17 protein-coding genes are annotated in these 22,383 nt (G+C 68.2%); 8 read left to right on the top strand and 9 right to left on the bottom strand.

The window, feature by feature from the left end; all coding sequences use genetic code 11:
• Nucleotides 1-698: 698 nt before the first annotated feature.
• Together A5692_RS13100 and A5692_RS13095 are read right to left on the bottom strand one after the other, a co-directional pair.
• Nucleotides 699-2,393: an ABC transporter family substrate-binding protein gene (locus tag A5692_RS13100; protein ID WP_082962654.1), complete on the bottom strand. Its 1,695-nt coding sequence runs from the start codon at nucleotides 2,391-2,393 to the stop codon at nucleotides 699-701.
• 1,110 nt (nucleotides 2,394-3,503) lie between these two features.
• Nucleotides 3,504-3,794, bottom strand: a complete 291-nt coding sequence (locus A5692_RS13095; protein ID WP_068056606.1) for a metal-sensitive transcriptional regulator — start codon at nucleotides 3,792-3,794, stop codon at nucleotides 3,504-3,506.
• 549 nt (nucleotides 3,795-4,343) lie between these two features.
• Here A5692_RS13095 and A5692_RS13090 point away from each other — a divergent pair.
• The gene (locus A5692_RS13090; RefSeq protein WP_068056604.1) at nucleotides 4,344-4,616 is read left to right on the top strand and encodes an SHOCT domain-containing protein; all 273 of its coding nucleotides are present in this window, start codon (nucleotides 4,344-4,346) and stop codon (nucleotides 4,614-4,616) included.
• Nucleotides 4,617-4,650: 34 nt separating this feature from the next.
• Here A5692_RS13090 and A5692_RS13085 read toward each other — a convergent pair whose 3' ends face one another.
• Nucleotides 4,651-5,370: a DUF523 domain-containing protein gene (locus A5692_RS13085; protein WP_082962652.1), complete on the bottom strand. Its 720-nt coding sequence runs from the start codon at nucleotides 5,368-5,370 to the stop codon at nucleotides 4,651-4,653.
• A gap of 174 nt (nucleotides 5,371-5,544) precedes the next feature.
• On the opposite strand from A5692_RS13085, the gene A5692_RS29470 reads away from it, so the two are divergent.
• The 3 genes from A5692_RS29470 (at nucleotide 5,545) to A5692_RS13070 (ending at nucleotide 10,120) form a co-directional block, all read left to right on the top strand.
• The gene (locus A5692_RS29470; RefSeq protein ID WP_197514446.1) at nucleotides 5,545-6,489 is read left to right on the top strand and encodes a ferritin family protein; all 945 of its coding nucleotides are present in this window, start codon (nucleotides 5,545-5,547) and stop codon (nucleotides 6,487-6,489) included.
• Nucleotides 6,486-9,044, top strand: coding sequence for a cation-translocating P-type ATPase (locus tag A5692_RS13075; RefSeq protein ID WP_068056598.1), 2,559 nt, complete (start codon nucleotides 6,486-6,488; stop codon nucleotides 9,042-9,044). The genes A5692_RS29470 and A5692_RS13075 overlap by 4 nt, the downstream gene beginning before the upstream one ends.
• Before the next feature lie 161 nt (nucleotides 9,045-9,205).
• Nucleotides 9,206-10,120: an alpha/beta hydrolase gene (locus A5692_RS13070; RefSeq protein ID WP_068056596.1), complete on the top strand. Its 915-nt coding sequence runs from the start codon at nucleotides 9,206-9,208 to the stop codon at nucleotides 10,118-10,120.
• Between the two features lie 6 nt (nucleotides 10,121-10,126).
• On the opposite strand, the gene A5692_RS13065 is transcribed toward A5692_RS13070, so the two are convergent.
• The 4 genes from A5692_RS13065 to A5692_RS13050 form a co-directional block, all read right to left on the bottom strand.
• Entirely contained in the window at nucleotides 10,127-11,470 is a 1,344-nt protein-coding gene (locus tag A5692_RS13065; protein WP_068056593.1) for a hypothetical protein, read from the bottom strand.
• Nucleotides 11,471-11,562: 92 nt separating this feature from the next.
• On the bottom strand, nucleotides 11,563-12,801 hold the full coding sequence (locus A5692_RS13060) for a cytochrome P450 (RefSeq protein WP_068056620.1): 1,239 nt from the start codon (nucleotides 12,799-12,801) through the stop codon (nucleotides 11,563-11,565).
• Nucleotides 12,802-12,958: 157 nt separating this feature from the next.
• Nucleotides 12,959-14,152: an MFS transporter gene (locus A5692_RS13055; RefSeq protein ID WP_068056591.1), complete on the bottom strand. Its 1,194-nt coding sequence runs from the start codon at nucleotides 14,150-14,152 to the stop codon at nucleotides 12,959-12,961.
• Nucleotides 14,139-15,038: an NYN domain-containing protein gene (locus A5692_RS13050; RefSeq protein WP_068056589.1), complete on the bottom strand. Its 900-nt coding sequence runs from the start codon at nucleotides 15,036-15,038 to the stop codon at nucleotides 14,139-14,141. Before A5692_RS13050 ends, A5692_RS13055 begins: the two co-directional genes overlap by 14 nt.
• Before the next feature lie 110 nt (nucleotides 15,039-15,148).
• On the opposite strand from A5692_RS13050, the gene A5692_RS13045 reads away from it, so the two are divergent.
• Nucleotides 15,149-16,021, top strand: coding sequence for an alpha/beta fold hydrolase (locus tag A5692_RS13045; RefSeq protein WP_068056588.1), 873 nt, complete (start codon nucleotides 15,149-15,151; stop codon nucleotides 16,019-16,021).
• Between the two features lie 59 nt (nucleotides 16,022-16,080).
• A complete protein-coding gene (locus A5692_RS13040; protein ID WP_068056586.1) occupies nucleotides 16,081-17,472 on the top strand; it encodes a cytochrome P450 in 1,392 nt (463 codons plus the stop codon).
• Here the strand turns inward: A5692_RS13040 and A5692_RS13035 are convergent.
• Nucleotides 17,420-18,673: a cytochrome P450 gene (locus A5692_RS13035; protein WP_068056584.1), complete on the bottom strand. Its 1,254-nt coding sequence runs from the start codon at nucleotides 18,671-18,673 to the stop codon at nucleotides 17,420-17,422. The two genes, A5692_RS13040 and A5692_RS13035, sit on opposite strands and share 53 nt — an antisense overlap.
• 99 nt (nucleotides 18,674-18,772) lie before the next feature.
• On the opposite strand from A5692_RS13035, the gene A5692_RS13030 reads away from it, so the two are divergent.
• On the top strand, nucleotides 18,773-19,174 hold the full coding sequence (locus A5692_RS13030) for a hypothetical protein (protein ID WP_156766061.1): 402 nt from the start codon (nucleotides 18,773-18,775) through the stop codon (nucleotides 19,172-19,174).
• Here the strand turns inward: A5692_RS13030 and A5692_RS13025 are convergent.
• Nucleotides 19,144-21,393, bottom strand: a complete 2,250-nt coding sequence (locus tag A5692_RS13025) for an FUSC family protein (protein WP_068056581.1) — start codon at nucleotides 21,391-21,393, stop codon at nucleotides 19,144-19,146. The two genes, A5692_RS13030 and A5692_RS13025, sit on opposite strands and share 31 nt — an antisense overlap.
• Nucleotides 21,394-21,507: 114 nt before the next feature.
• On the opposite strand from A5692_RS13025, the gene galT reads away from it, so the two are divergent.
• The coding region (gene galT, locus A5692_RS13020) for a galactose-1-phosphate uridylyltransferase (RefSeq protein WP_068056580.1) at nucleotides 21,508-22,383 on the top strand (876 nt) is incomplete at its 3' end.

The following is a 22,383-nucleotide window of genomic DNA, read 5'->3' as shown; positions in this document are numbered from 1 at the left end:
CCGGTGCGGGAGTTCCGGCGGTGGTGGGAGATGTGGGCGCTGGCGCCACGGTGGACGTGGGCGTCGCGATGGGTGTGGGTGTGCTTGTGTCGCTTAGCAACACGCCGCCGACTCCCGCCGCGAGCGCAACCACGGCCGCGCCGCCGATCAGCGCCACCTTGGTCTTGACATGAGGTTCCACAGGACTCTCCATTCCTTTTCGGTCGTGCCAAAGGCAACGAGGGGACGGGCCGCCGATTCTGTGTGGAGGGAAGGCGCTCCGCGCGCGGTCTGCTAGCAGTTGGCGTGAGGGATACAACCGTTGTCGGCACCGCCGCCCGGAGCGTTGAAGTCCCGGCCGGGCGAACCGCTGGCCGGGGCTCCGGTGGTCGTTGGAGATGGGGTGGGGGCCACGCTGGAGGCGGGCGTCGCGATTGTTCTGGGGGCAGCTGCGTCGCCTAGCAAGACGCCACCGCCGATGCCGGCCGCTAGAGCGACCATGACTGCCCCACCGGCCAGGGCGATCTTGGTCTTGGCTTGAGATTGCATCGAAATCTCCGTTCGTCATCGCCTCAAGTTGTGGCTCCATCATCGCGGGGGATACCCCCCAGGGGTAGGGACTTTAGGCCCTTTCTGCGCGGGGCGATCCCGGCCATGGTGGCCGCGGAGTTGACAACGCGTCGTGTCAATTGCCGGTCGCGCCGGCGGGGAGTCTGGGGTCAGCTTCGCGCGAACCCGATCGTGGTGTAGTCCACGTCCGCGATGCCGCTTGCCCCGAAGTTGGCCAGGGCGCTGCGTACCGCGACAACGCCTGCCGATTGGGTCAGTGGCAGGCTGAATCCTTCAGCCCAGATGAGCTCGTCGACCTCGTTGGCCAATGCGCGCGCCTTGCGCGGATCAAGTTCTTCGAGCGTTGCCTCGATTTTGGCATCGATCTCGTGAGTGCCGATCTTCCCAAAGTTGTTCTGCCCGCCCGATGCGTAAATCGTTGCGAGCGCTGAGAGCGGAAAGGCGTCGCCGACCCAGCCGAATTCGGCAACGTCGAAAGCGCCAACGTTGACGTAGTTGCTGAAGAAGTCGCTGCCGGCTTTGGGGCGGAGGTCGAGTCTGACGCCGATCTGGGCGAGGCTGTGTTGCGCGATCAAAGCGGTTTGCCGGTTGCTTGGTTCGTCATAGAACAAATCGACGATGACGAGTTGGCGGCCGTCCTTTTCGCGGACGGGCCCGTCGAGCTTCCAACCCAGCGCGTCGAGTTCTCGTTTCGCTGTCTCCGGATCGTAGGGGACGATGGCGCCGTGGTCTTGATAGCCGTCCTGCCCGGCTACGTAGATGTGGTTGTTCAAGGGGACTGGGTCGTCCGTCAGACCGTGCTCGGTCACCTTCGCGATGGTCAGTCGATCGATCCCCTTCGCAACGGCGAGGCGCAGCGCCGGGTCCGCCAGGATCGACCCGGGGGCACCATTGAAGGTGAAGTGATAACAATTGGGCGCCGGAGCCCGCCGGATCGAGATGCCCGGGGTGCGACGCGCGATCGTCAGTTGGTCCAGTGTCCCCACGATGGTCGCGTCGATCGTGTTGTTCTGAAGCGCCGGCGCTCTGGCGGTCTCGTCGAGCACCAGATAAGAGATTTTGTCGAGGATCGCCGGCTCCCCCCACCATTTAGGGTTGCGGCTCAAAACAATCCGCTGCTTGGCCCGATCCAGCACGGAGACGATGAACGGGCCGGCCGAAGGGCCGGGGCGGTCGAGTTGACCGGTATTGAAAGCCTCGGGCGTAGCGGTCATGCTGGCGGGCAGTAGCACGCTGTTCCCGGAGAACATGCCGCGCCACTCGGCATACGGCCTGGCGAAGGTAACGATGGCCTGCCGGTCGTCGACACCACGCGTCACCGCCGCTACGCGGTCCGCCCCGTTGGGCCCGACGATCGCAAAGGTGGCGTCGGTGCCGCTGAGGGCGTGAATCTGGCTGGCGATGTCCTGCCAGGTGATCGGTCTGCCGTCGGACCACACCGCCTTCGGGTTGATGGTGTACGTGACCACTTGTGGCGCGGTACTCGTGAGTTCGATGTTGCTGAAGTAGTCGGCGTTGATCGTCGTCGAGCCGTCCGGGCCGATTCGGAACGCTCGTGGCATCGTCGGGTTGATCACCGCGGCGGCATCGGGATCGTTGCCATCGATGTTCAATGTGTTGAAGTTCGACGGAAACTCGGCGAGCGGCAGCCGCAGATCGCCGCCTTTCTGCAGTGTGGTGGGATCTCGCTGATTGATATCGCGGGTGGCGCCGACCTCAGACTTCCCGCCGGCAGACGGCATAAGTTCCGCGCCCGTCGAACAGCCCACGTCGGCCAACGTGACCGTGAGCAGTGTGACCACGACCGTGGCGAGGCGTCCGCCGACCGAGATCACGCGGATCATCCCGGCGCCGCCCGCTTCAGCGCCGGGCTACCCACGATCGGATCCCGCTACGGCATCGCGGCGGCCAGCCGCCGGCGTTCGTCGTCTTGTCGCGGATGCCTGACCACCTCCACACTTTTGCCCGCTCCGTGTTCGGCCGCCGCCGAAGATAACGCAGATAGGACAGCTTGATCCCGTCTTCAAGAACACGCAAGCGCGGACGGTGGTTTGGCGAGTCCGGGGGGTGCCTAGGCCCAAGCGGAGCGTCCGGCGGACGCGACCCGGCACAAACGCGACGTGCGACTCAGCTTCCCGACGGCCGTTGATCGGCCTTCGGGAAGGAAAGACCATCTTGGAGCCCCCGGGCGATCTGGTCGGATCTGACGGGACCGAGGCCCGGGGGGGATTGGCAGGAACAGCTGAGGTTGCCGAACGTGTTTGGGTCGGCCGAGGCCGTGGCCCCGACCCCAACGGCGGCGAGGGCGATAGTGGCGCTGAAGAGGACTCGCGCCGTCACCTGGCGTGACCACGTTGACGGATTGCGGCCCCTGCGCAAAGCCGATTCGAGAGGTTTGCGGCCGATGGAATTGGAGCGACAAGGTTCAGCCGCTTTCACAGCGCTAACCATACCCCCGTACCGTACTACCGTCAATGCGTTTTGGCCTTCGCCGCCGTCGCGGTCGAGGACATCGCGCCAGGCGGCCCCAGGCGTACGGGGTGATCGTATCGATTCGGCACTCGAACGTGCGGCGGATTTGCGGTCAGTGAGGCGCCGTGAATCGCTCAACTCTGCCTTTCGGTTCGCGCCGCCGCCTGTCGGACGCCGCGCTGGCTGCAAGCCGCGCCAATGGACGAATGACGTTGTGTGCGCATACAGTTCAGGCCTCGACGAGGGTGTCGAGGCCTGACACTGAAGCGGTCAATCGTTGCAGGTGCAGTCGGGGTGACCGCAGGCGCAGCCGGCGGCTTGGGTGCAAGCGGAGTCGCCGCAGGTGCACCCGGTGGATTTGCAGTTGCAGGTGTGGACATCGTTCATGACTCGAACTATACCCCGGTAGGGTATTTATCGCAAGTGCTTCGGGACTCGGCCACTGATTTGTCGAGGGCGGGCGGCTGCCGGAAGCCTCCTGATCAGGAGCGAACAAGTCGTGCAATAGCCGCGGAGGCCTCGGCCAGCTTTACATCGGCTTCGCTTCCTCCCTGAGTGAGTGCCTGGCCAACGCAGTGTTCGAGGTGATCGTCTAGCAGGTTCAACGCCACGGATCGCAAAGCGCTGCTGGCGGCACTGATTTGGGTGAGGATGTCGATGCAGTACTTGTCGTCGTCGATCATCTTTGCGATGCCCCGGATCTGGCCCTCGATCCGGCGCAGTCGCTGAGCGTAGCGGTCCTTGTTCGCTACGTATCCGTACCCGGTTTCCATCTGAACTCCCTGAGCTTGGTCTTCGAGGTCGATTTCGGCGTTGCCACCGGGTCGAGCTTGGTCGGCCGCCGAAACTATCGTTGACAATCAGTTTACCCCGTCGGGGTATATCGAGGCGCTTTGCCGTATATGGCTTCGCGTGCGCGCTCGGCTGCCCGACCGGCGTTCCCGCCTTTCGAGTTGGCTTGCCGTGCTGGCTCATCCGGATCGGCTAGGTCTGGGTGTCGATCTGCCCGAACAGCCGATGTCGCACCACGACCGCCGCACAGATGAGCGCCTGACGCTGCCAGAGGCTCGGTTCGGTGCGGCACCAGGTTTGACGGCCCGCCGGACCGATCCGGCGTCACGGTAATATACCCCCCGGGGGTTGGGACTTGCGTCACTTCTCCCAGGGAAATTGGTCTCTAGCCGACGGGTAACCAAGGCCGCAGGATAGGTGGATGAAGGGCTTGGCGGTGGTGCCGACCGGCGCCTGACGGAGTCGGCGGTGACGAGCCAAACTCACGGCAAGTAAATACTTCTCAAGCTGTTCGATGGGAGGCTATCGCGATGATGGTCTGGTACGGCCACAACATGGGCTGGTGGGGGTGGGCTGGAATGGGTATCGGCATGGTGTTGTTCTGGGCGCTGCTAATCGCGGGCATCGTCGCCCTCGTCAACTACATCAGTGGAGATCGCCAGGATCGCCAGATCCCGCCGTACACATCCTCGACGACCTCGCCCGAGGAGGTGCTTGCCGCTCGGTTTGCGCGCGGCGAAATCAACGAGACCGAATACCGGGACCGGCTGGCAGTACTGCGCGAGCATGCGCGGCCGGCCTGATGGTGTTGTGCGATCGAGGATTAGGGTTCCTCGCTCAGTGGCTTCGGTTTCCGGAGTCCCCCAGGCTCCGTAACGCCTCTCCGCCGAGCAGGTGCTGCCGCGAACCGCGAAGCTCCGCCGCGAGGTCATGCTCGAGCGCGGGAAGCTGCAGCCCGCGTCGCCGCAACGCACGATCCAGCGCCGCGACGAACAGGCCCTCGCCCTGGCGGCGGCATCCGAGCACGGCTCGTTCATTCATGACGTCACGGGTCAGCGCGGCGGCCGGACAGGCCGCGACCACGTCCAGCGAGGCCCGCATATCCAACGTCGTGATCACCCCGCACGACGGCGAGGCGCCGACCCCGACCATTCCCTCGACCGCGATCCCGGACCGCTGGTAATCGGCCACGTCGCGTACGACGCGCCGCGCCAACCGCCGGTAGACCAGGCGGGTCCACCACACGAACGCGCGGAGCAGCGGGCCGCGCAGCGGATACAGCCAACGGCCCTTGGAGCCGTACAGGCGCAGGCTGTGGGGCTTGAGGACCCCGCCCCAGGCCAGCCGTTCCGGGCAGGGCATTTGGTGAATTCCGTAGCCCGCGCCGATCAGCTCCTCGACCGCCTCCGGCACCGCGCCGGCTCGGGTGGCACCGCCGGCGTACCGGGTGTTCTCGTTCAGCAGGCAATGCGAGACGAACACCACCCGCCGGCCGCGCGCGTCGCGCAGTTGGTCGAGCAACAGCCGCGCTGGAGGCGGCCCCGAGCTACCGGGCATGATCGGACACGGTACCCCGGCTCAATCGACGCGGCAGTCGCTTTCGGCCTTGGCCCGCACGCAAGCGGTCGCCGTCACCGATTACGGGACTTCCGCCTCTACGGCCGGCCCGCCGCACAGCGTTACCGTCGGTCGTATGGCAAGACGAGTGACACATCGACTGCGGGGCTAGCCATGTTTCAGGTTAGGTGGTCGTTGGGTGTGGTGTGCGCGGCCGCGCTGCTGGTGGCGGCATGCTCGAGTCATCCGGCGCCACCGGCAGCGTCCACCACCTCCGCACTTGCCGATTCCACCCGATCGAATGCGTTATCAGCCATGCATGGTGAGGCGCTGGCCCATGCGAAGTATCTCGCTTACGCTGCCCAGGCGAAGCAGGCGGGGCGGGTCCGGGCCGCGCAGGACTTCACCGATGCCGCCCAAACCGAGCACATGGATCACTTTGCGCGCGAGGCCGATCTGGTCGGCCTGGGCGGCGACATCGCGACCAACCTGGGCGACGCGATCAACGGCGAGAGCAACGAGGCCACTGCCATGTACCCGGGTTTCGCCAACCAGGCCACCGCCGACAACGACCCGGCCGCGGCGGCGGCCTTCAGCGAGCTCGGCGCCGACGAGGCAAATCACCTCAGGGACTTTCAAGCCGCACTCAGGGCGGTGAACAGCCCGGGCAGCGGCGCGTCGGTCCCCGCCGGCCAAGCTCCGGCGCCGACGGCTATCGCCGCCGGGCCCCCACGGTCGTCCGGGGTCACGCTGGCGAACCTGCGCACGGCGATGCAGGGTGAGGCCTTCGCCTACGCCAAGTACATGCGATACGCCGATCAGGCGCGAAGGGCCGGCAATCCCGCTGTGGCACAGCTGTTCACCAACACCGCCGACATCGAATTGAACGAGCATTTCGCGATGCTGGCCACCCTCGCGGGGCTGGTGGCCACCGACACCAACGCCAACCTGCAAGACGCGATCAACGGTGAGCAGCACGAGGCCGACGTCATGTATCCCGACTACGCCCGCCAGGCCGACCAGGCGGGAAACCCCCAGGCCGCCAACCTGTTCCGGGAGATCGCCGGCGACGAGAAGGGCCACCAGCAGACATTTCAGACCGCGCTGACGACGTCGTGACGACGGCTGAAATAGGACGCGGCGCCGCCCTGTCCGGACTGACCGCCGCGGAAGCCGCGCGCCGGCTGGTGGCCGACGGTCCCAATGAGCTGGCGGCCCAACGGCGCCGGAACTTGCTGCAGGAGGCCTGGGATGTCGTCCGGCAACCCATGCTGCTTCTGCTGCTGGGGGCCGGTCTGGTGAACTTCCTGTTGGCGGAGCCGCTGGACGGCGTCATGCTGATGGGTTTCGTCGTCGTCGTCATCGCGATTTCGATCTATCAGGAGCACAGAACCGAACGGGCCTTGGCCGCGTTGCGCGACCTGTCTTCGCCCAGGGCGCTCGTGGTGCGCGACGGCGCACAGGTACGCATTGCCGGCCGCGAAGTGGTGCGGGGCGACGTGGTCCTGCTCGCCGAGGGCGATCGGGTCCCCGCCGACGGGATGCTTTGGGAGTGCGCGAACTTCTCGGTCGACGAATCGGCGTTGACGGGCGAGTCCGTCCCGGTCCGGAAGGTGTCGATCGAGCCTGCGCAGGTGCCGGCGGCCATGGGCCGGCCCGGCGGGGACGCGACCCCCTGGGTCTTCTCGGGAACCCTGGTGGTCAAAGGTCATGGCATCGCCGAGGTCATGCACACCGGCGCGGGAACCGAACTGGGAAAGATCGGGACAGCGCTGCGCACGATAGAGCCGGAGCGCACCCCGCTGCAGCGCGAAATCGACCGGCTGGTTGGGATTCTGGCAGCGCTGGGTGTGGCCGTCGCGGTTGCGGTCGTCATCGTCTACGGGCTGACGCGGGGCAACTGGCTGACGGGCGTGCTCGCGGGCATCGCGACCGCGATGGCGCTGCTGCCGGAAGAGTTTCCGGTGGTCTTGGCGGTGTTTCTGGCGCTGGGTGCCTGGCGAATGTCGCGCAAGCGGGTTCTCACCCGGGTGCCCCCGGTCATCGAGACGCTGGGATCGGCGACCGTCTTGTGCGTCGACAAGACGGGCACCTTGACGTTGAACCGAATGACCGTGCGGCAGCTCATCGTTGACGGGCACGCGTATACCCTCGGCGAGGACGCGCTGCCGGAGGCGTTTCACACCCTCGCGGAGTTCGCCGTGCTGGCATCGCCGGTCGATCCCTTCGATCCGATGGACAAGGCGTTCAGGGAACTGGGCGAAAAATACCTGTCCGGAACCGAACACGTGCACGACGAGTGGGAACTCGTGCGCGAATATCCGCTCTCGGAGAAGTTGCTGGCGCTGTCCCACGTGTGGCGTTCGCCTGACGGAGGCAGCTACGTCATCGCCGCCAAGGGTGCACCCGAGGCCATCGCGGACCTGTGCCATTTCACCGCCGACGACCTCGCCGCACTCACCGCCGACGTCGAACAAGCCACGGCCGGCGGCCAGCGGGTCCTGGCGGTGGCTTGCGCCCACTTCGATGCCGACACAGCGTTACCGTCCGAACAACACGACTTCGACTTCGAATTCGTTGGGCTGGCCGGCCTCAACGACCCGGTGCGGCCCGCCGTGGCGGCTGCGGTCGCCGAATGCCGGCATGCGGGCGTCCGCACCATCATGATCACCGGCGACTACTCTGGCACCGCTCTGGCGATCGCCCGCGACATCGGCTTGGACCATGAAGCCGGCTGCATCACCGGCCGCGACCTTGAGGCGATGCCGGGCGATGAGTTGGCCCGCCGCATCCGGTCGGTCAGTGTCTTCGCGCGAATGGTGCCGGAGCAGAAGCTTCAACTCGTCCGCGCCCTGCAGGCCAACGGTGAAGTGGTCGGGATGACGGGTGACGGCGTCAATGACGCCCCGGCCTTGCGCGCGGCCAACATCGGCATCGCAATGGGGGGACGTGGCACCGACGTCGCCCGCGAGTCCGCCGGGCTTGTCATCACCGATGACGACTTCACGTCGATCGTCGGCGGAGTGCGGCAGGGCCGCGGCGTCTTCGACAACTTACGAAAAGCGATGTCCTATGTGATCGCCGTGCACCTGCCGATCGTGGGCATGTCGCTCATCCCGGTTTTCGTGGTCGGCTGGCCTCTTGTGCTGCTGCCCGTGCAGATCGCCTTCCTCGAACTCATCATTGATCCCGCCTGCTCGGTGGTGTTCGAAGCCGAGGAGATCGACCCAGAGATCATGGATTCGCCGCCGCGCGGGCTGAACGAGCCGATGTTCGGTGCAAGCAAACTGGCGATCGCTGTGCTGCAAGGGGTTTCGATGCTGGTCGTCAGCCTCGGCGTTTACTTGTGGGCCGTGCTTGACCATCGCCCTGACAATGTGGTCCGCTCGGTGACTTTCGCCACGCTCGTCGTCGGCAATCTTGCGTTGATTCTGGTGAATCGGTCATGGCGGCTGCCGATCTGGCGAACGTTCCGGGAGCGGCGCAACCGCGCCCTGAAGTGGATACTGGGCGCGGCGGCTGCGCTGCTCATCGTGGTGCTGACAGTGCCCGGACTGCGCCGGGCCTTCAACTTCGGTCCGATCGCGCCGCGCGACTGGGTCATCGCCGTGTCAGCCGGGTTCATCGGCGTCGCTTGGTTCGAGATCTATAAAGCAGCCGCGGCGCGGCGCTGACACACCCGGTCGCCTGGCGCGCATCCGTTCGGTTTCCCAGTGGTACGCGCCCGTTCAGTAGGGGCCAAGGTCACCGAGAACTGTTGCTCTTGGTACTGGTCACTGCTCCTCGCGAGTAGCAGATTGAAAACACGCGGTACCGACTGAGAGCGGGAACGGACGTGTCAGTGCTCCAGGAAGTGTTTTTCGACTCCGGCGGGGTGCGGTGTGCGGGTGATCTGTACCGGCCCGCGACCGCGGGTGATGGGCTGGCCTGCGTGGTGATGGGGCACGGTGGCAGTGCCACCAAGCGCCTCGGCCTGCCGGCCTACGCGGAGAAGTTCACCGCGGCGGGCCTGGCTGTGCTGGCGTTCGACTACCGGAATTTCGGGGCCAGCGGCGGCGAGCCCCGGCAAGTCATCGACGTCGCCGCGCAACAAGACGACTACCGGGCGGCGGTGCGATACGCGCGCGCTTGCGACGACATCGATCCGCGTCGGGTCGCGTTGTGGGGAACCTCGCTCAGCGGCGGCCACGTTTTGGCGGTCGCCGCCACCGACCCCGGCATCGCCGCGGTCGTGGCGCAGGTACCACTGATCGACGGCTGGCACCGCGGCCGCCGGCTCGGCGAGCGCCTGAATTGGGATGTCACTTGGCGGACGGTGCAGTTCACCGCCGCCGCGCTGCGCGACGTGGTGGGCGCGAAGTTGGGGCGGCAGCCGCGTCTGGTGCCCGTGGTCGCCGATCCCGGCGGGGTCGCGGTGTTCACCGAGCCCGAGGCGAAAGCCGCGTTCGAGGCGCTGGGCGGTGAAGCCGTCGGCTGGCGCAACGCGCTGGCTCCCCGCATGCTCTTCGCCCTGCCACGCTACCGGGAGGGCACGGCGGAAAGGCTCGGGATGCCGGTGCTGATGTGCGTCGGGGATCACGACCTGCAGGCGTCGCCCAGGTTCGCCGTGCGGATCGCGTCAAAGATGAAAAACGTTGAACTGCACCGCTATCCGGTGGGGCACTTCGACGTTTACACGGGAACTCGCTTCGAGGAGATCAGCTCGGTGCAGGCGCGGTTTCTGCGCCGCCACTTGATCCCGCAGTCCTGACGAGGCTCACGTCCACGGGCCGGGGAAGTGGCCGTCCTGGTCTTGCACCATCACGATGTCCTTGCAGTCGCCGCCCAGGGCCACGGCATTCTCGCCGCGGCACACCAGGGTCCAGCCCGATATCCGCGCGAAGGGCCGGACGGACCAGGTGGTCGCGACCGGATCGGTGGCGGGCAACGCGAGGACGGCGAACGTGTTGCCGACGTTGGTGATGTAGAGGTGGTCTTCGAAGAACGCCAATTTGGCGATCGGCATCTTCTTTGCGTCGTCGCGCGTCTTCAGCAAGTCCCACTGCTGGGTCCGCAGGTTCCACACACCGAAGCCGAATTGCGAATTGTCCGAGTTGCGGCCGTCGACGAACAACTTCCCGTCCGACAACGTGGCCGATAGGCCGCCGCCCGAAATCTTCTCGGAATCACCGACTTTGATGACGGATTTGCCGTTGAGGTCATAGAACATCGTCGAGACCACCGGCGGGTTGTAGGAATCCCAGTGCGTCATCTTCACCAATTTGTCCGGGCCGTCGGACAGCTCGCCGTCGACCGTCCAGATGTCGTTGTCCTGGTAGATCGCTTCGCCGCTCGGACGGCGCAGTTCGGCCCCCGACGTCTTGGTGGCGTCGGTGTTTCGTTGGAAGGAGAGCACGTCCTGCCACGCGTGGCCCGGTTGCGGGTCGTCCCACATCGGCGCGAGATCGGCACCGGACAGCAGCACGGTCCGCGGCGGCGAGGGGGCGCTGTGCCCGTCGGTGAAGGCGTTGACCCATGCCACACCCGACGCGGTCGCGGCCAGGGTCCAGTCGTTCGGCGGGGTCAGCTTCAGGCTGGGGTTCGGCGGCTGCAGCTCTTTGGTGACCAACGGCTGGTTGGTCTTGAGGTCGAACGCGGACGCAGTGGCCTTGGTGACCTCGGGGTCCGGCCCGTGCGCCGGTTTGACGGTGGCCACCAGATAGACGACCTTCATGTCGTCGGCCGTGCCGGTCAACGCGCAGACGGCACCGGTCAAACTCTCTCCGGCGGGCACCGTCGGGACCCCGGGCGCCACGTACTGCCCGGTTTTCGTATCGAACACCTTGGGCCGAATCGACTCGAGCGCCGAGGTCCCCGGGGAAAACTTCTCGGGGCAACCGAAGTACGCCGTCGCGCCGTAGGTTTTCCAGTCTTTCTCCAGCGGTCCCGTGACCGGGGGCGGCGCGGGAGCCGGACGGGTTGGCGCCTTAGCGGTCGAGGTCGTGGGCGCCGCCGCGGGTGGCGACGCGGTTGCCGAGCAGGACGCCACGGCCAGGCAGGCGACCGACGCGAAGAGGGCACGCCCGAATCTGGGCGCGCTTTGCCCCGGAACTGCCCGCATCGAAAACCCCCGTTAAGTTCGTGTAACCAACGAGCGTAAAGCGGGCCGGGGGCAACCGCGACTTGTGTCGGGCGGTCTTCGTCACACCCCGGTCATCGGCCGAACTCGATGGGCAGGCTCTTCGGGCCGCTCAGGCTGACCATCGGCTTCCACGGAACCGGCCCGGCGGTGCGCGGGTCGAGCAGGCGCCCGGCGATGACGTTCAGTGCCTCGGCGATCTCACGGCGGGCCAGGTTGGCGCCCAGGCAGTAGTGCACGCCGCCGCCGAAGGTCAAGATGGGCGGCGCCCCCGCACGCGTGATGTCGACCCGGTCGGGGTCGTCGTACACGGCCGGGTCACGGTTGGCCGCGGCGGTGTTGACCAGCACCATCGTGCCGGCGGGGAACAGGTAGCCGTCCAGCTCGGCGTCCTGCACGACCAGCCGAAGCGTTCCGCACGCGATCGGCGAGTGGCGCATGGTCTCCTCGACGGCGCGCATCGCCAGTTCCGGGTGGGCCTTGAGCAGGCCCCACTGCTCGGGGTGCTCGCACAGCACGTGCACCGAGGCGGCCACCTGGTTTCGGGTGGTGTCCGTCCCGGCCAGCAGCAGGCCGCCGGCGAGCATCCGCAGTTCGGCGGTGCTCAGACGGTCGCCTGGAAAGGTCGGGTCCTCGGCGCGAATCAGGTCGGAGAGCAGGTCATCGGTCAGGCTGTGCCGCCGCCGCGCCACCATGTCGTCGACGTAGTCGTCGAGCTGCCTCCACGCCGCCATGACGACCGGCTCGACTTCGCGGAGGTCCACGCTGAAGCTGAAGGCTTTGAAGACGTCGTCCGCCCACGATGAGAACCGTTGCCAATCCTCGCGCGGCGCGCCGAGCAGTGCGCAGATGATCGGAACGGGGTAGGGGCGGGCGAGGTCGGTGACGACGTCGCAGCGACCCGCGTCGATGACGCCATCGATCAGCTCGTTCATCACCGAGACCATGGTGTCGTGCAACCTCAGGGTCGCGCGGGGCGTGAACGCCTTGGAGGTCAGGCTGCGCAGCCGGTGGTGCGCGTCGCCTTCCAGGCACAGCAGGCTGTTGACCACCTTGTCCCACAACGGACCCGACGTGACGCCCTGGACGAGCAGGTTGATCCCGGGCGGGATCTGGAAGCGAGGATCGCGCAGCACGGCGCGGACGAGGTGGTAGGACAGGACTTCGGGTCCGTGCGGTCCGAGGGCGACGGGCGCGCGTCGTTGCGCCTCTTGGAGTCGCGGATAGACCTGGGCGGGGGTCTCCTCCGCGCCGTACGCCAGCGTCGGCAGATCGGCATCGAAAACGCTTGTGGGAGCGGTACCGACGGCCATGGCGGTCTCCTCGAGGTTGCGCGAACCCGTCGCGACAACTTTCACACAATGTATGGCCGGGCCCGGGAGCTGTCAACGACATTGCCGGGTGGGGGCGGAGGCTTTCCGGACATCCGCCATACAGCAGGGGATGTGTGTGTGGCCACTCGCGCGGCGGCTACCCGCGTGCCGGGCCGCCGACCAGTCGGCCGCCGATCAACACGACCGCGAACACGCCGCCGGTGATTCCCGAAATGAGCAGTGGCAGTTGACCGTTCGCGCCCCACAGCAAGCCCGCCCACAAGCCCGCCACCAGGACGCCCAGCCCGATGGCGCCCTGGAACACGCCCTGCGCGCTGGCCTGATGCGGCTGATCGACGAGGGCAGAGATCCAGGCCTTCCCGACGCCGTCGGTGCACCCGGTGAACAATCCGTAGGCGCCGATCAGCAGCCAGGCGGTGACGATGTCGGTGGTCAGCCCCAGCCCGATGTAACCGACGGCGAAGAACGTCAGGCCGAGGCCGAACAGCGCCGGCCTGCCGATGCGGTCGGCCAGCGCCCCGGCCGGGTAGCTGGCCAGGGCATACACCGCGTTGTATCCGACGTACGCGAGGATCACCCCCACCACCGAGAAGCCAATCTCGTTGAGCCGCAACAACAACAGGGCGTCGGGAAAATTCACCGCACTGAAGACCACCAGGAGCGCGGTCACCCGCCAGTACGGCCGCGGCAACGAGCGCACACCGGCCCACATGGACGGCCGCTGCCCGTGCGGGGCGCCACGGCCCCGCTCGCGCACCAAAAAGACCAGCGCCACGGACAGGACCGCGGGCACGATGGCGACATACAGCAGCGGCGGGATGCGGTGATCCAGCAGCTCGTAGCCGGCCAAGCCGAGCAGCGGACCGGCGACGGCGCCAAGGGTGTCCATCGCACGGTGGAAGCCGAAAACCCGGCCGCGCAGGGCGTCGTCCACATCGTCGACCAGCAGCGCATCCCGGGGTGCGCCGCGCACGCCCTTGCCCAGCCGATCGACGACGCGGCCCGCCAGCACGCCCGGCCACGCCGCGGCGACCGCGATGATGACCTTCCCCAGTGCCGCCATTCCGTAACCGGCGGCGATCAGCGGGCGTCGCGTAAACCGATCCCCGAGCGGGCCCGCCGCGAGTTTTGTCATCGACGCCGCACCCTCGGCCACGCCCTCGACGGCTCCCACCACCGACGGCGGCGCACCCAGCACGGCCGTCAGGTAGATCGGCAACAGCGGATACAACAGCTCGCTGGCGGTGTCCTGCAGGAAGGAGACGGCAGAGAGCACCCGGACGTTGCGGGTGAGCCAAAGGGGCCCCGAGAGGGCTTCACTCTGGCGCACGAAGCCGGACCATACGCGTCGTCGACGTCTCGTCCAACTCCACCACCTCGGAGCGCGAACGCAGGAAGTCGCTGAACGACCGGAATCCCAAAGACCTTTCGCTGAACGACGGGTCCATCCGCTTCATCTGCGCCTTCACCGCGGAGTTGTGCAGCCAGTCGGCGTCGTCCTTGTCCAGGCCGATCTGCAGCGCGCGCGTCAGCAGCGCCGTGGCGGCGGCCTGCGGGTCGGGTGGCTCGGGTTCCTCGGGCTGGGCCGCCTTGGTGCGGCCGGCCCGACGCTTCGGTGGTCTTGCCGCGGCGCCGGCTTCGGTGGGGGCGGGCTCCGGTTCGAGCGCCGGCACTCCGGGCAGCGAGTCGTAGATGACGAACTCGTCGCAGGCCGCGGCGAGCGCCCGGCTCGACGCGCCCGCCACCCCGATGCCCACCACGTACCGGCCGAGCCGCTTGCAGCGCTGCGCCAGCGGGATGTAGTCGGAGTCACCGGCCACGATCACCACGTGGGTGAGGTCGGGCAGCCGGAACATGTCCTCGACCGCGTCGACGGCCAGGCGGATGTCGGCGCCGTTCTTGCCGTAGGCCGCGGCGGGGAACAGTTGCACCAGGTCGACCGCGCGGGCCACCAGCTGCCCGCGGTATCCGGCGTTGATGTCCGCCGACCAGTCCGCGTAGGCGCGGGTGAGCACCAGGGTCCCGAACGAGGACGCGAAGTCGAGGATCGCGCCGACGTCGACGGTGGCGCGGTCCAGCCGCTCGGCGTAGTGCTCGAGACCCTTGGCTTTGTCCCGCTGGAACGAGCTGCGGCCGTGAACCTGGTCGTATCGCGAGATCACGATGTTGTCGAAGTCGAGATAGACGGCCACGCGGGCCGCGACCGGTTCCGTCATGGACTAAATCATCGCTGAGGTGTCCGGCACTGTGGTGGCCGGAAGCGTTTTCCGTCACGATTTACCCCGGGCGGGTCCCTAAACGGCGCCAGAGCGGGTACACCGGGGCCATGAATGAGTTGAAGTTCCTCGAGCTGCACGGCGATCGGGTCGCCTACCGCGACGAGGGCGACGGTGAGGTGCTGCTGCTCATCCACGGCATGGCGGGCAGCTCGGAGACGTGGCGGTCGGTGATACCGCCGTTGTCGAAGAAGTTCCGGGTCATCGCCCCGGACCTGCTCGGCCACGGCGAATCGGCGAAACCGCGCACGGACTATTCGCTGGGCGCCTTCGCGGTGTGGCTTCGCGACCTGCTCGACGAACTCGGCGTCAGCCAGGCCACCCTGGTCGGTCAATCACTCGGCGGCGGGGTCGCGATGCAGTTCGTCTACCAGCACCCGGACTACGCGAAGCGGCTGATCCTGATCAGCAGCGGCGGCCTGGGCCCCGACGTCGGTTGGGTGCTGCGGCTGCTCTCGGCGCCCGGGGCCGAGCTGGTCTTGCCGATCATCGCGCCGAAGCCCGTCCTGGCCGTCGGCAACCGGCTCAGGTCCTGGCTGAGGAGCGCCGGCATCCAGTCGCCGCGCGGGGCCGAGATCTGGAGCGCCTACTCGTCGCTGTCGGATGGCGAGACGCGCCAGTCGTTCCTCCGGACGCTGCGGTCGGTGGTCGACTATCGCGGGCAGGCGGTCAGCGCGCTCAGCCGGCTGGGGCTGCGCGACGACCTCCCGGTCATGGCGATCTGGGGGGAGCGCGACGGCATCATTCCCGTCGAGCACGCGTACGCCGCGCACGAGGCCCGCACCGACGCCCGGCTGGAAATCCTGCCCGACGTCGGCCACTTCGCCCAGGTCGAGGCTCCGAGCCAGGTGGTGGAGCTGATCGAGGACTTCATCGCGACCGGCGACCGCCACGAAACGGGGAGCGCACGGGCGCACCTCTGACCTGAGGCGCCGAAAATCGTTCTCGCCGCACCGCGCGGGCCGGCCGTAAAATTACGGCAATGCCCAAAACCGCGGGTGTGGCGCTGCCGCCGGGGCCATGGTTGCCCCGCGCGGTACAGGCCGCCCTCATGCTGCACCGCGGGTCGCACTTCGTCGCCGCCTGCCGTCGGCGTTACGGGGACGTATTCACGCTGCGCGTCGCGGGAATGGGCACGCTGGTGTATCTGGCCGACCCCGCCGACATCAAAGCGGTGTTCGCCGGCGACCCGCACGTCTTCCACGCCGGCGAAGCCAATTCCATTCTGAGCGGGCTGCTGGGCGACACGTCCCTTCTGGTGATCGACGAAGACGTCCACCGGGATCGCCGCCGGCTGATGCTGCCGCCATTCCATCGCGAGGCCGTCGCCCGGCAAGCCGGGCTGATGGCCGAGATCGCCGCGGCGAACATCGCGGGGTGGCCGGTGGGCAAGAGTTTCGCGGCCGCGCCCAAGATGTCGGAGATCACGCTCGAGGTGATCCTGCGGACGGTCATCGGCGCCACCGACCCGGCCCGGCTCGCGGCGTTGCGGGCGATCATGCCGCGGCTGCTCAGCGTGGGGCCGGGGGCGACGCTGGCGCTGGCGAAGCCGGAGCTGCAGCGCCACCTCCCGTGGCGTGGGCTGCGCCGGCGCATGGCCGAAGCCGACCGCCTGCTCTACGCGGAGATCGCCGAGCGCCGCGCGGACCCCGACCTGGCCGCCCGCACCGACGTGCTGGCCATGCTGGTCCGCGCCGACGACGCCGAGCGCACGATGTCCGACAAGGAGCTGCGGGATCAGCTGATGACGCTGCTGGTGGCCGGGCACGACACCACCGCGAACGGGTTGTCCTGGGCGCTCGAGCGGTTGACCCGCCACCCGGCCGTGCTGGCCAAGGCCGTGGCCGCCGCCGAGGCCAGCGCCGCGGGTGACGCGGCCGGGGATGAGTATCTCGACGCGCTGGTGAAGGAGACCCTGCGGATCCGTCCAGTGGTCTTCGACGTCGGGCGGGTGCTCACCCGACCGGCCGACGTGGCCGGCTACCGGCTGCCGGCCGGGGTCATGGTGGCCCCCGGGATCGGTTTGGTACACACCAGCGCCGCGCTGTATCCCGATCCCCACCGATTCGACCCGGACCGGATGCTGGGCGCCACGCTGAGCCCCACGACCTGGTTCCCGTTCGGCGGCGGCAACCGCCGCTGTCTGGGCGCCGGCTTCGCCTTGGTCGAGATGCGGGTGGTGTTGCGCGAGATCCTGCGCCGCGCCGAGCTGGAAACCACCACCGCGCCCGGCGAACGACAGCAGCTGAAGTTCGTGGTGCTGGTGCCGCATCGCGGCGCCCGCATCCGGCTGCGGGCGATCAGGGACGTCCCCGCCGACGCTAGTGGGGGACCGGCGTTCGCGCGCCCCGGTAATCGACCTGCCAGTGCTTGATGCCGTTGATGAATGACGACCGCAGCCGTTCGGGATCCGCCAGCGGAGCCAGGTCGGGCACGTGATCGGCGAGCGCATTGAACATCAGGTCGATCGTCATGCGCGCCAGGTTCGCGCCGATGCAGTAGTGCGCCCCGGTGCCGCCGAAACCGACGTGCGGGTTCGGGCTGCGCAAGACGTTGAAGGCATACGGGTCGTCGAAGACCTCTTCGTCGAAGTTGGCCGAGCGGTAGAACAGCACCACGCGCTGGCCCTTGCCGATCCGGACCCCACCGAGCCCGGTGTCCTGGCGCGCGGTGCGCTGGAACGCCGTGATCGGTGTCGCCCAACGGATTATCTCGTCGGCCGCGGTCTTCGGTCGCCGCACTTTGAACAACTCCCACTGCGCCGGGTGGTCGGTGAAGGCCATCATTCCCTGCGTGATGGAGTTGCGGGTGGTCTCGTTCCCGGCGACGGCCAGCGTGACGACGAACATGCCGAACTCCGCCTCCGACAGGTGCTGGCCCTCGGCGTCGGCCCGGATCAGCGTGGTGACGATGTCGTCCCCGGGTTCGTCGCGCTTGCGAGCGGCTAATTGCATTGCGTACCACATCAATTCACCCGCTGAGGTCAGCGCGTCGTTGTCGGCGAACTCCGGGTCGTCGCTGCCGATCATGTTGTTGGTCCAATTGAACAGCTTGTCGTAGTCCTCCTGCGGAACTCCCAGCAGTCCGGAGATGGCCTGCAGCGGTAGCTCGCAGGCCACCTGGCGGACGAAATCGCCGGAACCGGCCGCCGTGGCTTCGGTCACGATGCGCCGCGCCCGTTCAGCGAGTTCGGCACGCAGCCGCTCGACCGCGCGCGGTGTGAAGGCCCGCGAGACGATCTTGCGCAGCCGGCTGTGCTCGGGATCGTCCATCATGATCATCGACGCCCGGCCCGCCTCGATCTGACCGGCGGCCAGTTCTTCCCGGTAGCGCGGGACGATCGACTTGGCCGCCGAGGAGAAGACATCGCTGCGCAGCGAGACGTCGCGGACGTCGCGGTGCTTGGTCACCACCCAGTAACCGCCGTCGCCGAACCCGCCCGCGTCCGGCGCCTGCTCGTTCCACCAGACCGGTTCCGTGGCGCGCAGTTCGGCGAACTCCTGCACCGGCAGCCGGTGGGCATAGATGTCGGGGTCGGTGAAATCGAACCCCGGCGGCAGGTTCGGAGTGGCCATCGGATTTCTCCTGCGGACGTGGCTATTGGGATCGGTAGCGCAGCCGACGTGTCCTACTGCCAGCACCATAAAGCCGAGCCTCGAAGAAAAGAAGCCTCCATGAAAATCGCAGCGATGGCGGTCGCCGGCCTGACGGTCTGCGCGCTGGTGACGGCCTGCCCCGCGAGGGCCGACGTGGCGCCGCAACCGGGCCACGGTTACCGGCTCGAGCCGCCGGCCGCCCCCGACCCCGAGGCCGAGGTCGCCGAGCTGCAGCGGCAGGTGGCCGAACTGCACGACAATTGGGACAGCCTCACCCCGGCGCAGCGACAGCAACGGCTGGCGCAGCTGCAGCAGCAAGCCACCACGGTGTCCAATGCGGTGCAGAACCTTCCCCCGGCGCAGCGGCCCGGGGTGGAACTGCGGTTGCTGCAAACCATGCTCGCGCTGTTCGACCTGGTGCGAAAGGCGCAGGGGCCCAATCAGCCGTGCTATTTCCCCGCGTGCCTGCCCGGCCTCTGAAATCCGTCGGTGTGGAATTCGGCGCCGGCGGTTTCGCGGCCGCCGAGGTTGGTGGCCGCGGTGACCACGGCCCGCTCGATCTGGCGCAGCGCGTGCACCGCGGTGAGAAAGCGCCGGGTATCCGGCGCCGGGTGGTGTGCCGACCCGTCGCGCTGGCGGGCCAGGGTCTCTGCGGTGTCGAGGTCGTCGGCCGCCGAGATCATGGTCGGCCCGCGACCGGTGCCGATCGCCGCGGCCAGCGCGTCGATGTTGCGCCGGGTCTGCGCAGCGGCCGCCGAGAAGGATTGCGCCAGTTCGACCGCCAGGGGTTGCGACCCCACCCGGTCCTGGTATTGCTCGCTGCTGCGCGCCAGGCGGCGGCCGTACCGGTCGCAGGCGGCGAAGATGCGCAGCGCGCGGCGAATGCTGCGCCGCCCGGCCAGGCCGGCGACACCCGCCAGCAGCGGCTTGGCGGTGACCCGGAACTGCTGCAGGTCCCGGTCCAGCCGGCGTGCCTGCTCGGACGGGCTCACGCTCTCGCCTTCGCCGAACATCGTCGCGGTGGACACGTCGATCAGCACCGACAGGCTGCCCAGGAACGTGCGGGTGTCGTCGCGGATCGTGGCCCTGGTGTTCGTCGGCAACACCACGATCGCCACGGTGGCCCCGATGACCGCGCCGATCGCCGTCTCTTCGATCCGCAACATCAGCACGCCGAAAGAGAATTGGCCGAGCAGGCCGTACAACAACGCCAGCATCGTGGTGATCCAGAACGTCATCAGGCTGTAGGTGACCGTCATGAAATAGAAGGCGCAAAACAGGCAGACGAAGATCCCTGCGAGCGCGGCGGTCTTGTCGCCGGCCAGCAGCGTGGCCACGAGCACGCCGCACGGCACGCCGAGCAGGGTGCCGAGCAGGCGCTGCCAGCCTTTGGTCAGGGTCTCGCCCCACGAGTTGGTGCCGGCGAAGATGACGAACGCGGCGATCACCGCCCAATACCAGCGGGCCGGCGACACCAGTTCGCCGGCGACGATGGCCAGCGACGCGGCGACGGCGACCTGGATGGCCTGCCGGGTGGTCGGTCGCAGGCCCGCCGGCCGCGCCTCTTCGGCGGGCTGGGCGGGTTCGTCGCCGGACGCGGGCGGCCGCTCGCTGTCCATGGTTTCCAGGGGGACGTCGGTGACGGCCCGGTCGATGATGGCCCGCACGTCGGAAGTCGCTGTGGCGGCGTTGACTATCGCCAGCGCGAGGCGGCGCACGGCCGCCTCACCCGGGCCGTCGTCCGCGGCGGCCGCCGCGGGGCGGCACTGCTCGTCCAGCAGTCGTTGCGCTCGGTCGGCGGCGCGTCGGAGGCCGTCGGGCTCGGGGAGGCGAATGGCCCGACCCAACGTGGAGAGCGCGTCGACGAGCGCGGCCCGCGCCTCGGCGGGTATGGCGCCGGGGTCCTCCGACGCCAGCGCGGCGGCCCGCCGGCCGGCCGTGGCCACCCACTCGATGGCCAGCTCGGCGTCCAGCAGCCACGGCGCCAGCTGTTCGGCGGTGACACCCGGCCACAGCAAGGCGGGGTCTGCCTTGTCCTCGATCTGGCTCTGCACCATCAGTGCGGTCTCGTTGAGCCGGAGGGTGCGCGCCCGCATGCGACGCCGGCGCCGTTCGTCGAGGCGGCCGGTGCGCACCGCTTCCGCCGTCGTGTCGACGACGATCGCCATCCGGGCCCGCAGCGCCCGGATGGTCGCCCGCAACACGCGCTCCGGCCGGTCGGGCATGACGTAGGCGGTCATCACGAACGTGCACACCGTGCCCACCGCGACCGCCCCGATCATCCACGGCAGCTCCGAGATGCGCGCGCGCAGATACAACGTGAAGAAGTAGGACATGAAGGCGACCATGCCCAGCGCCCGGCCGCGGGCGCCGAAGCGGCGGATGTAGGCGGCGGTGAACACCACCACCACGAACACCGCATCACTGACCACCGGGTGGGGCGCGAGCACCGCCGCGGCGGTGATGGACACGGCGGCGGGCAGCGGCAGCAACGCCATGGTGATCCGCTGCCGGCGCGGGTCCGGCTCGTTGACGGACCGCGCCGCGACCATCGTGATGACGACGCCCAACAGGGCGACGGTCAGGGGCTGCCCGGTCGCCCGGGTCAGGACCGAAAGCGCCAGCAGCGAACAGCCGAGCGCGGCCGTCGTCCGTGTCGCCATCCGCAGCCGAAGCAAACCGGGATCCGAACCGATCACCCAGTTGCCGGCTTGTTCGTAGAGACCGGTTATCGCCCTGCCCCCTTTCCCGCCTGCCGGACCCATCATGGTTACCCGAACGGCGTCGCGGCGGCCAGGCTAGTCTTCGACATCGTGACAGCGCCGACGCGGGCGAAGCTGGCCGACGGCCGTGAGCTGCTGTTCTTCGCGCTGCCCGGCCACCGCCCGGCCCCGGTCGAAGATCGCAGGCCGTTGCCGGCGCGCGCCGGGCAGCACACCGAGTTGCGGTTCGACCAGACGACGGGGCAGTGGGTGATCGTCGCCGCGCTGCGCGCGGACCGCACCTACATGCCGCCGGCCGACCAGTGCCCGCTGTGCCCGGGTCCGACCGGGCTGACCAGCGAGGTGCCCGCCCCCGATTACGACGTCGTGGTGTTCGAGAATCGCTTCCCCAGCCTGTCGGGCACGGGGCCGGCGCTGGCGCCCCCCGGCGATGGGTTCGTGTCCGCGCCGGGGCACGGTCGCTGCGAGGTGATCTGCTTTTCCAGCGACCACACCGGCTCCTTCGCGGGACTGGAACCGGCGCACGCCCGACTGGTCGTCGAGGCGTGGCGGCACCGCACCGCCGAGCTCATGGCCACGCCCGGGATCGAGCAGGTGTTCTGTTTCGAGAACCGCGGCGAAGAGATCGGGGTGACGCTGAACCACCCGCACGGTCAGATCTACGGCTATCCCTACCTGACGCCGCGAACCGCCGTGATGCTGGACCAGGCGCGACGGCACCGAAAGCGTCACGGCACCAACCTCTTCGGCGACCTACTGGCCGCCGAACTCGCCGACGGCAGCCGAATCCTGGTGCGCGACGACCTGTTCACTGCATTCGTTCCGTTCGCCGCGCGCTGGCCGGTCGAGGTGCACATCTACCCGAACAGGTTGGTGCGCAACATCACCGAACTCGACGTGGAAGTAGCCGTCGGCCTGGGGGCCGGTCTCGGCGTACTGGTGCAGCGCCGAGATATAGGGCAGCGC

Origin of the sequence: Mycobacterium sp. E342 (genome assembly GCF_001667665.1) — a bacterium.
In the GTDB taxonomy this organism is placed as follows: Bacteria; Actinomycetota; Actinomycetes; order Mycobacteriales; family Mycobacteriaceae; genus Mycobacterium.
The sequence above is the reverse complement of the archived record's forward strand: the minus strand, read 5'-3'. Positions and strand labels throughout refer to the sequence as shown.

Excerpts from the sequence above, each read along its gene's own strand:
- A5692_RS13100 (WP_082962654.1), bottom strand. The coding sequence starts at position 2,393 with ATGATCCGCGTGATCTCGGTCGGCGGACGCCTCGCCACGGTCGTGGTC.
- A5692_RS13095 (WP_068056606.1), bottom strand. The coding sequence starts at position 3,794 with ATGGAAACCGGGTACGGATACGTAGCGAACAAGGACCGCTACGCTCAG.
- A5692_RS13090 (WP_068056604.1), top strand. The coding sequence starts at position 4,344 with ATGATGGTCTGGTACGGCCACAACATGGGCTGGTGGGGGTGGGCTGGA.
- A5692_RS13085 (WP_082962652.1), bottom strand. The coding sequence starts at position 5,370 with ATGCCCGGTAGCTCGGGGCCGCCTCCAGCGCGGCTGTTGCTCGACCAA.
- A5692_RS29470 (WP_197514446.1), top strand. The coding sequence starts at position 5,545 with ATGTTTCAGGTTAGGTGGTCGTTGGGTGTGGTGTGCGCGGCCGCGCTG.
- A5692_RS13065 (WP_068056593.1), bottom strand. The coding sequence starts at position 11,470 with ATGCGGGCAGTTCCGGGGCAAAGCGCGCCCAGATTCGGGCGTGCCCTC.
- A5692_RS13060 (WP_068056620.1), bottom strand. The coding sequence starts at position 12,801 with ATGGCCGTCGGTACCGCTCCCACAAGCGTTTTCGATGCCGATCTGCCG.
- A5692_RS13050 (WP_068056589.1), bottom strand. The coding sequence starts at position 15,038 with ATGACGGAACCGGTCGCGGCCCGCGTGGCCGTCTATCTCGACTTCGAC.
- A5692_RS13045 (WP_068056588.1), top strand. The coding sequence starts at position 15,149 with ATGAATGAGTTGAAGTTCCTCGAGCTGCACGGCGATCGGGTCGCCTAC.
- A5692_RS13040 (WP_068056586.1), top strand. The coding sequence starts at position 16,081 with ATGCCCAAAACCGCGGGTGTGGCGCTGCCGCCGGGGCCATGGTTGCCC.
- A5692_RS13035 (WP_068056584.1), bottom strand. The coding sequence starts at position 18,673 with ATGGCCACTCCGAACCTGCCGCCGGGGTTCGATTTCACCGACCCCGAC.
- A5692_RS13030 (WP_156766061.1), top strand. The coding sequence starts at position 18,773 with ATGAAAATCGCAGCGATGGCGGTCGCCGGCCTGACGGTCTGCGCGCTG.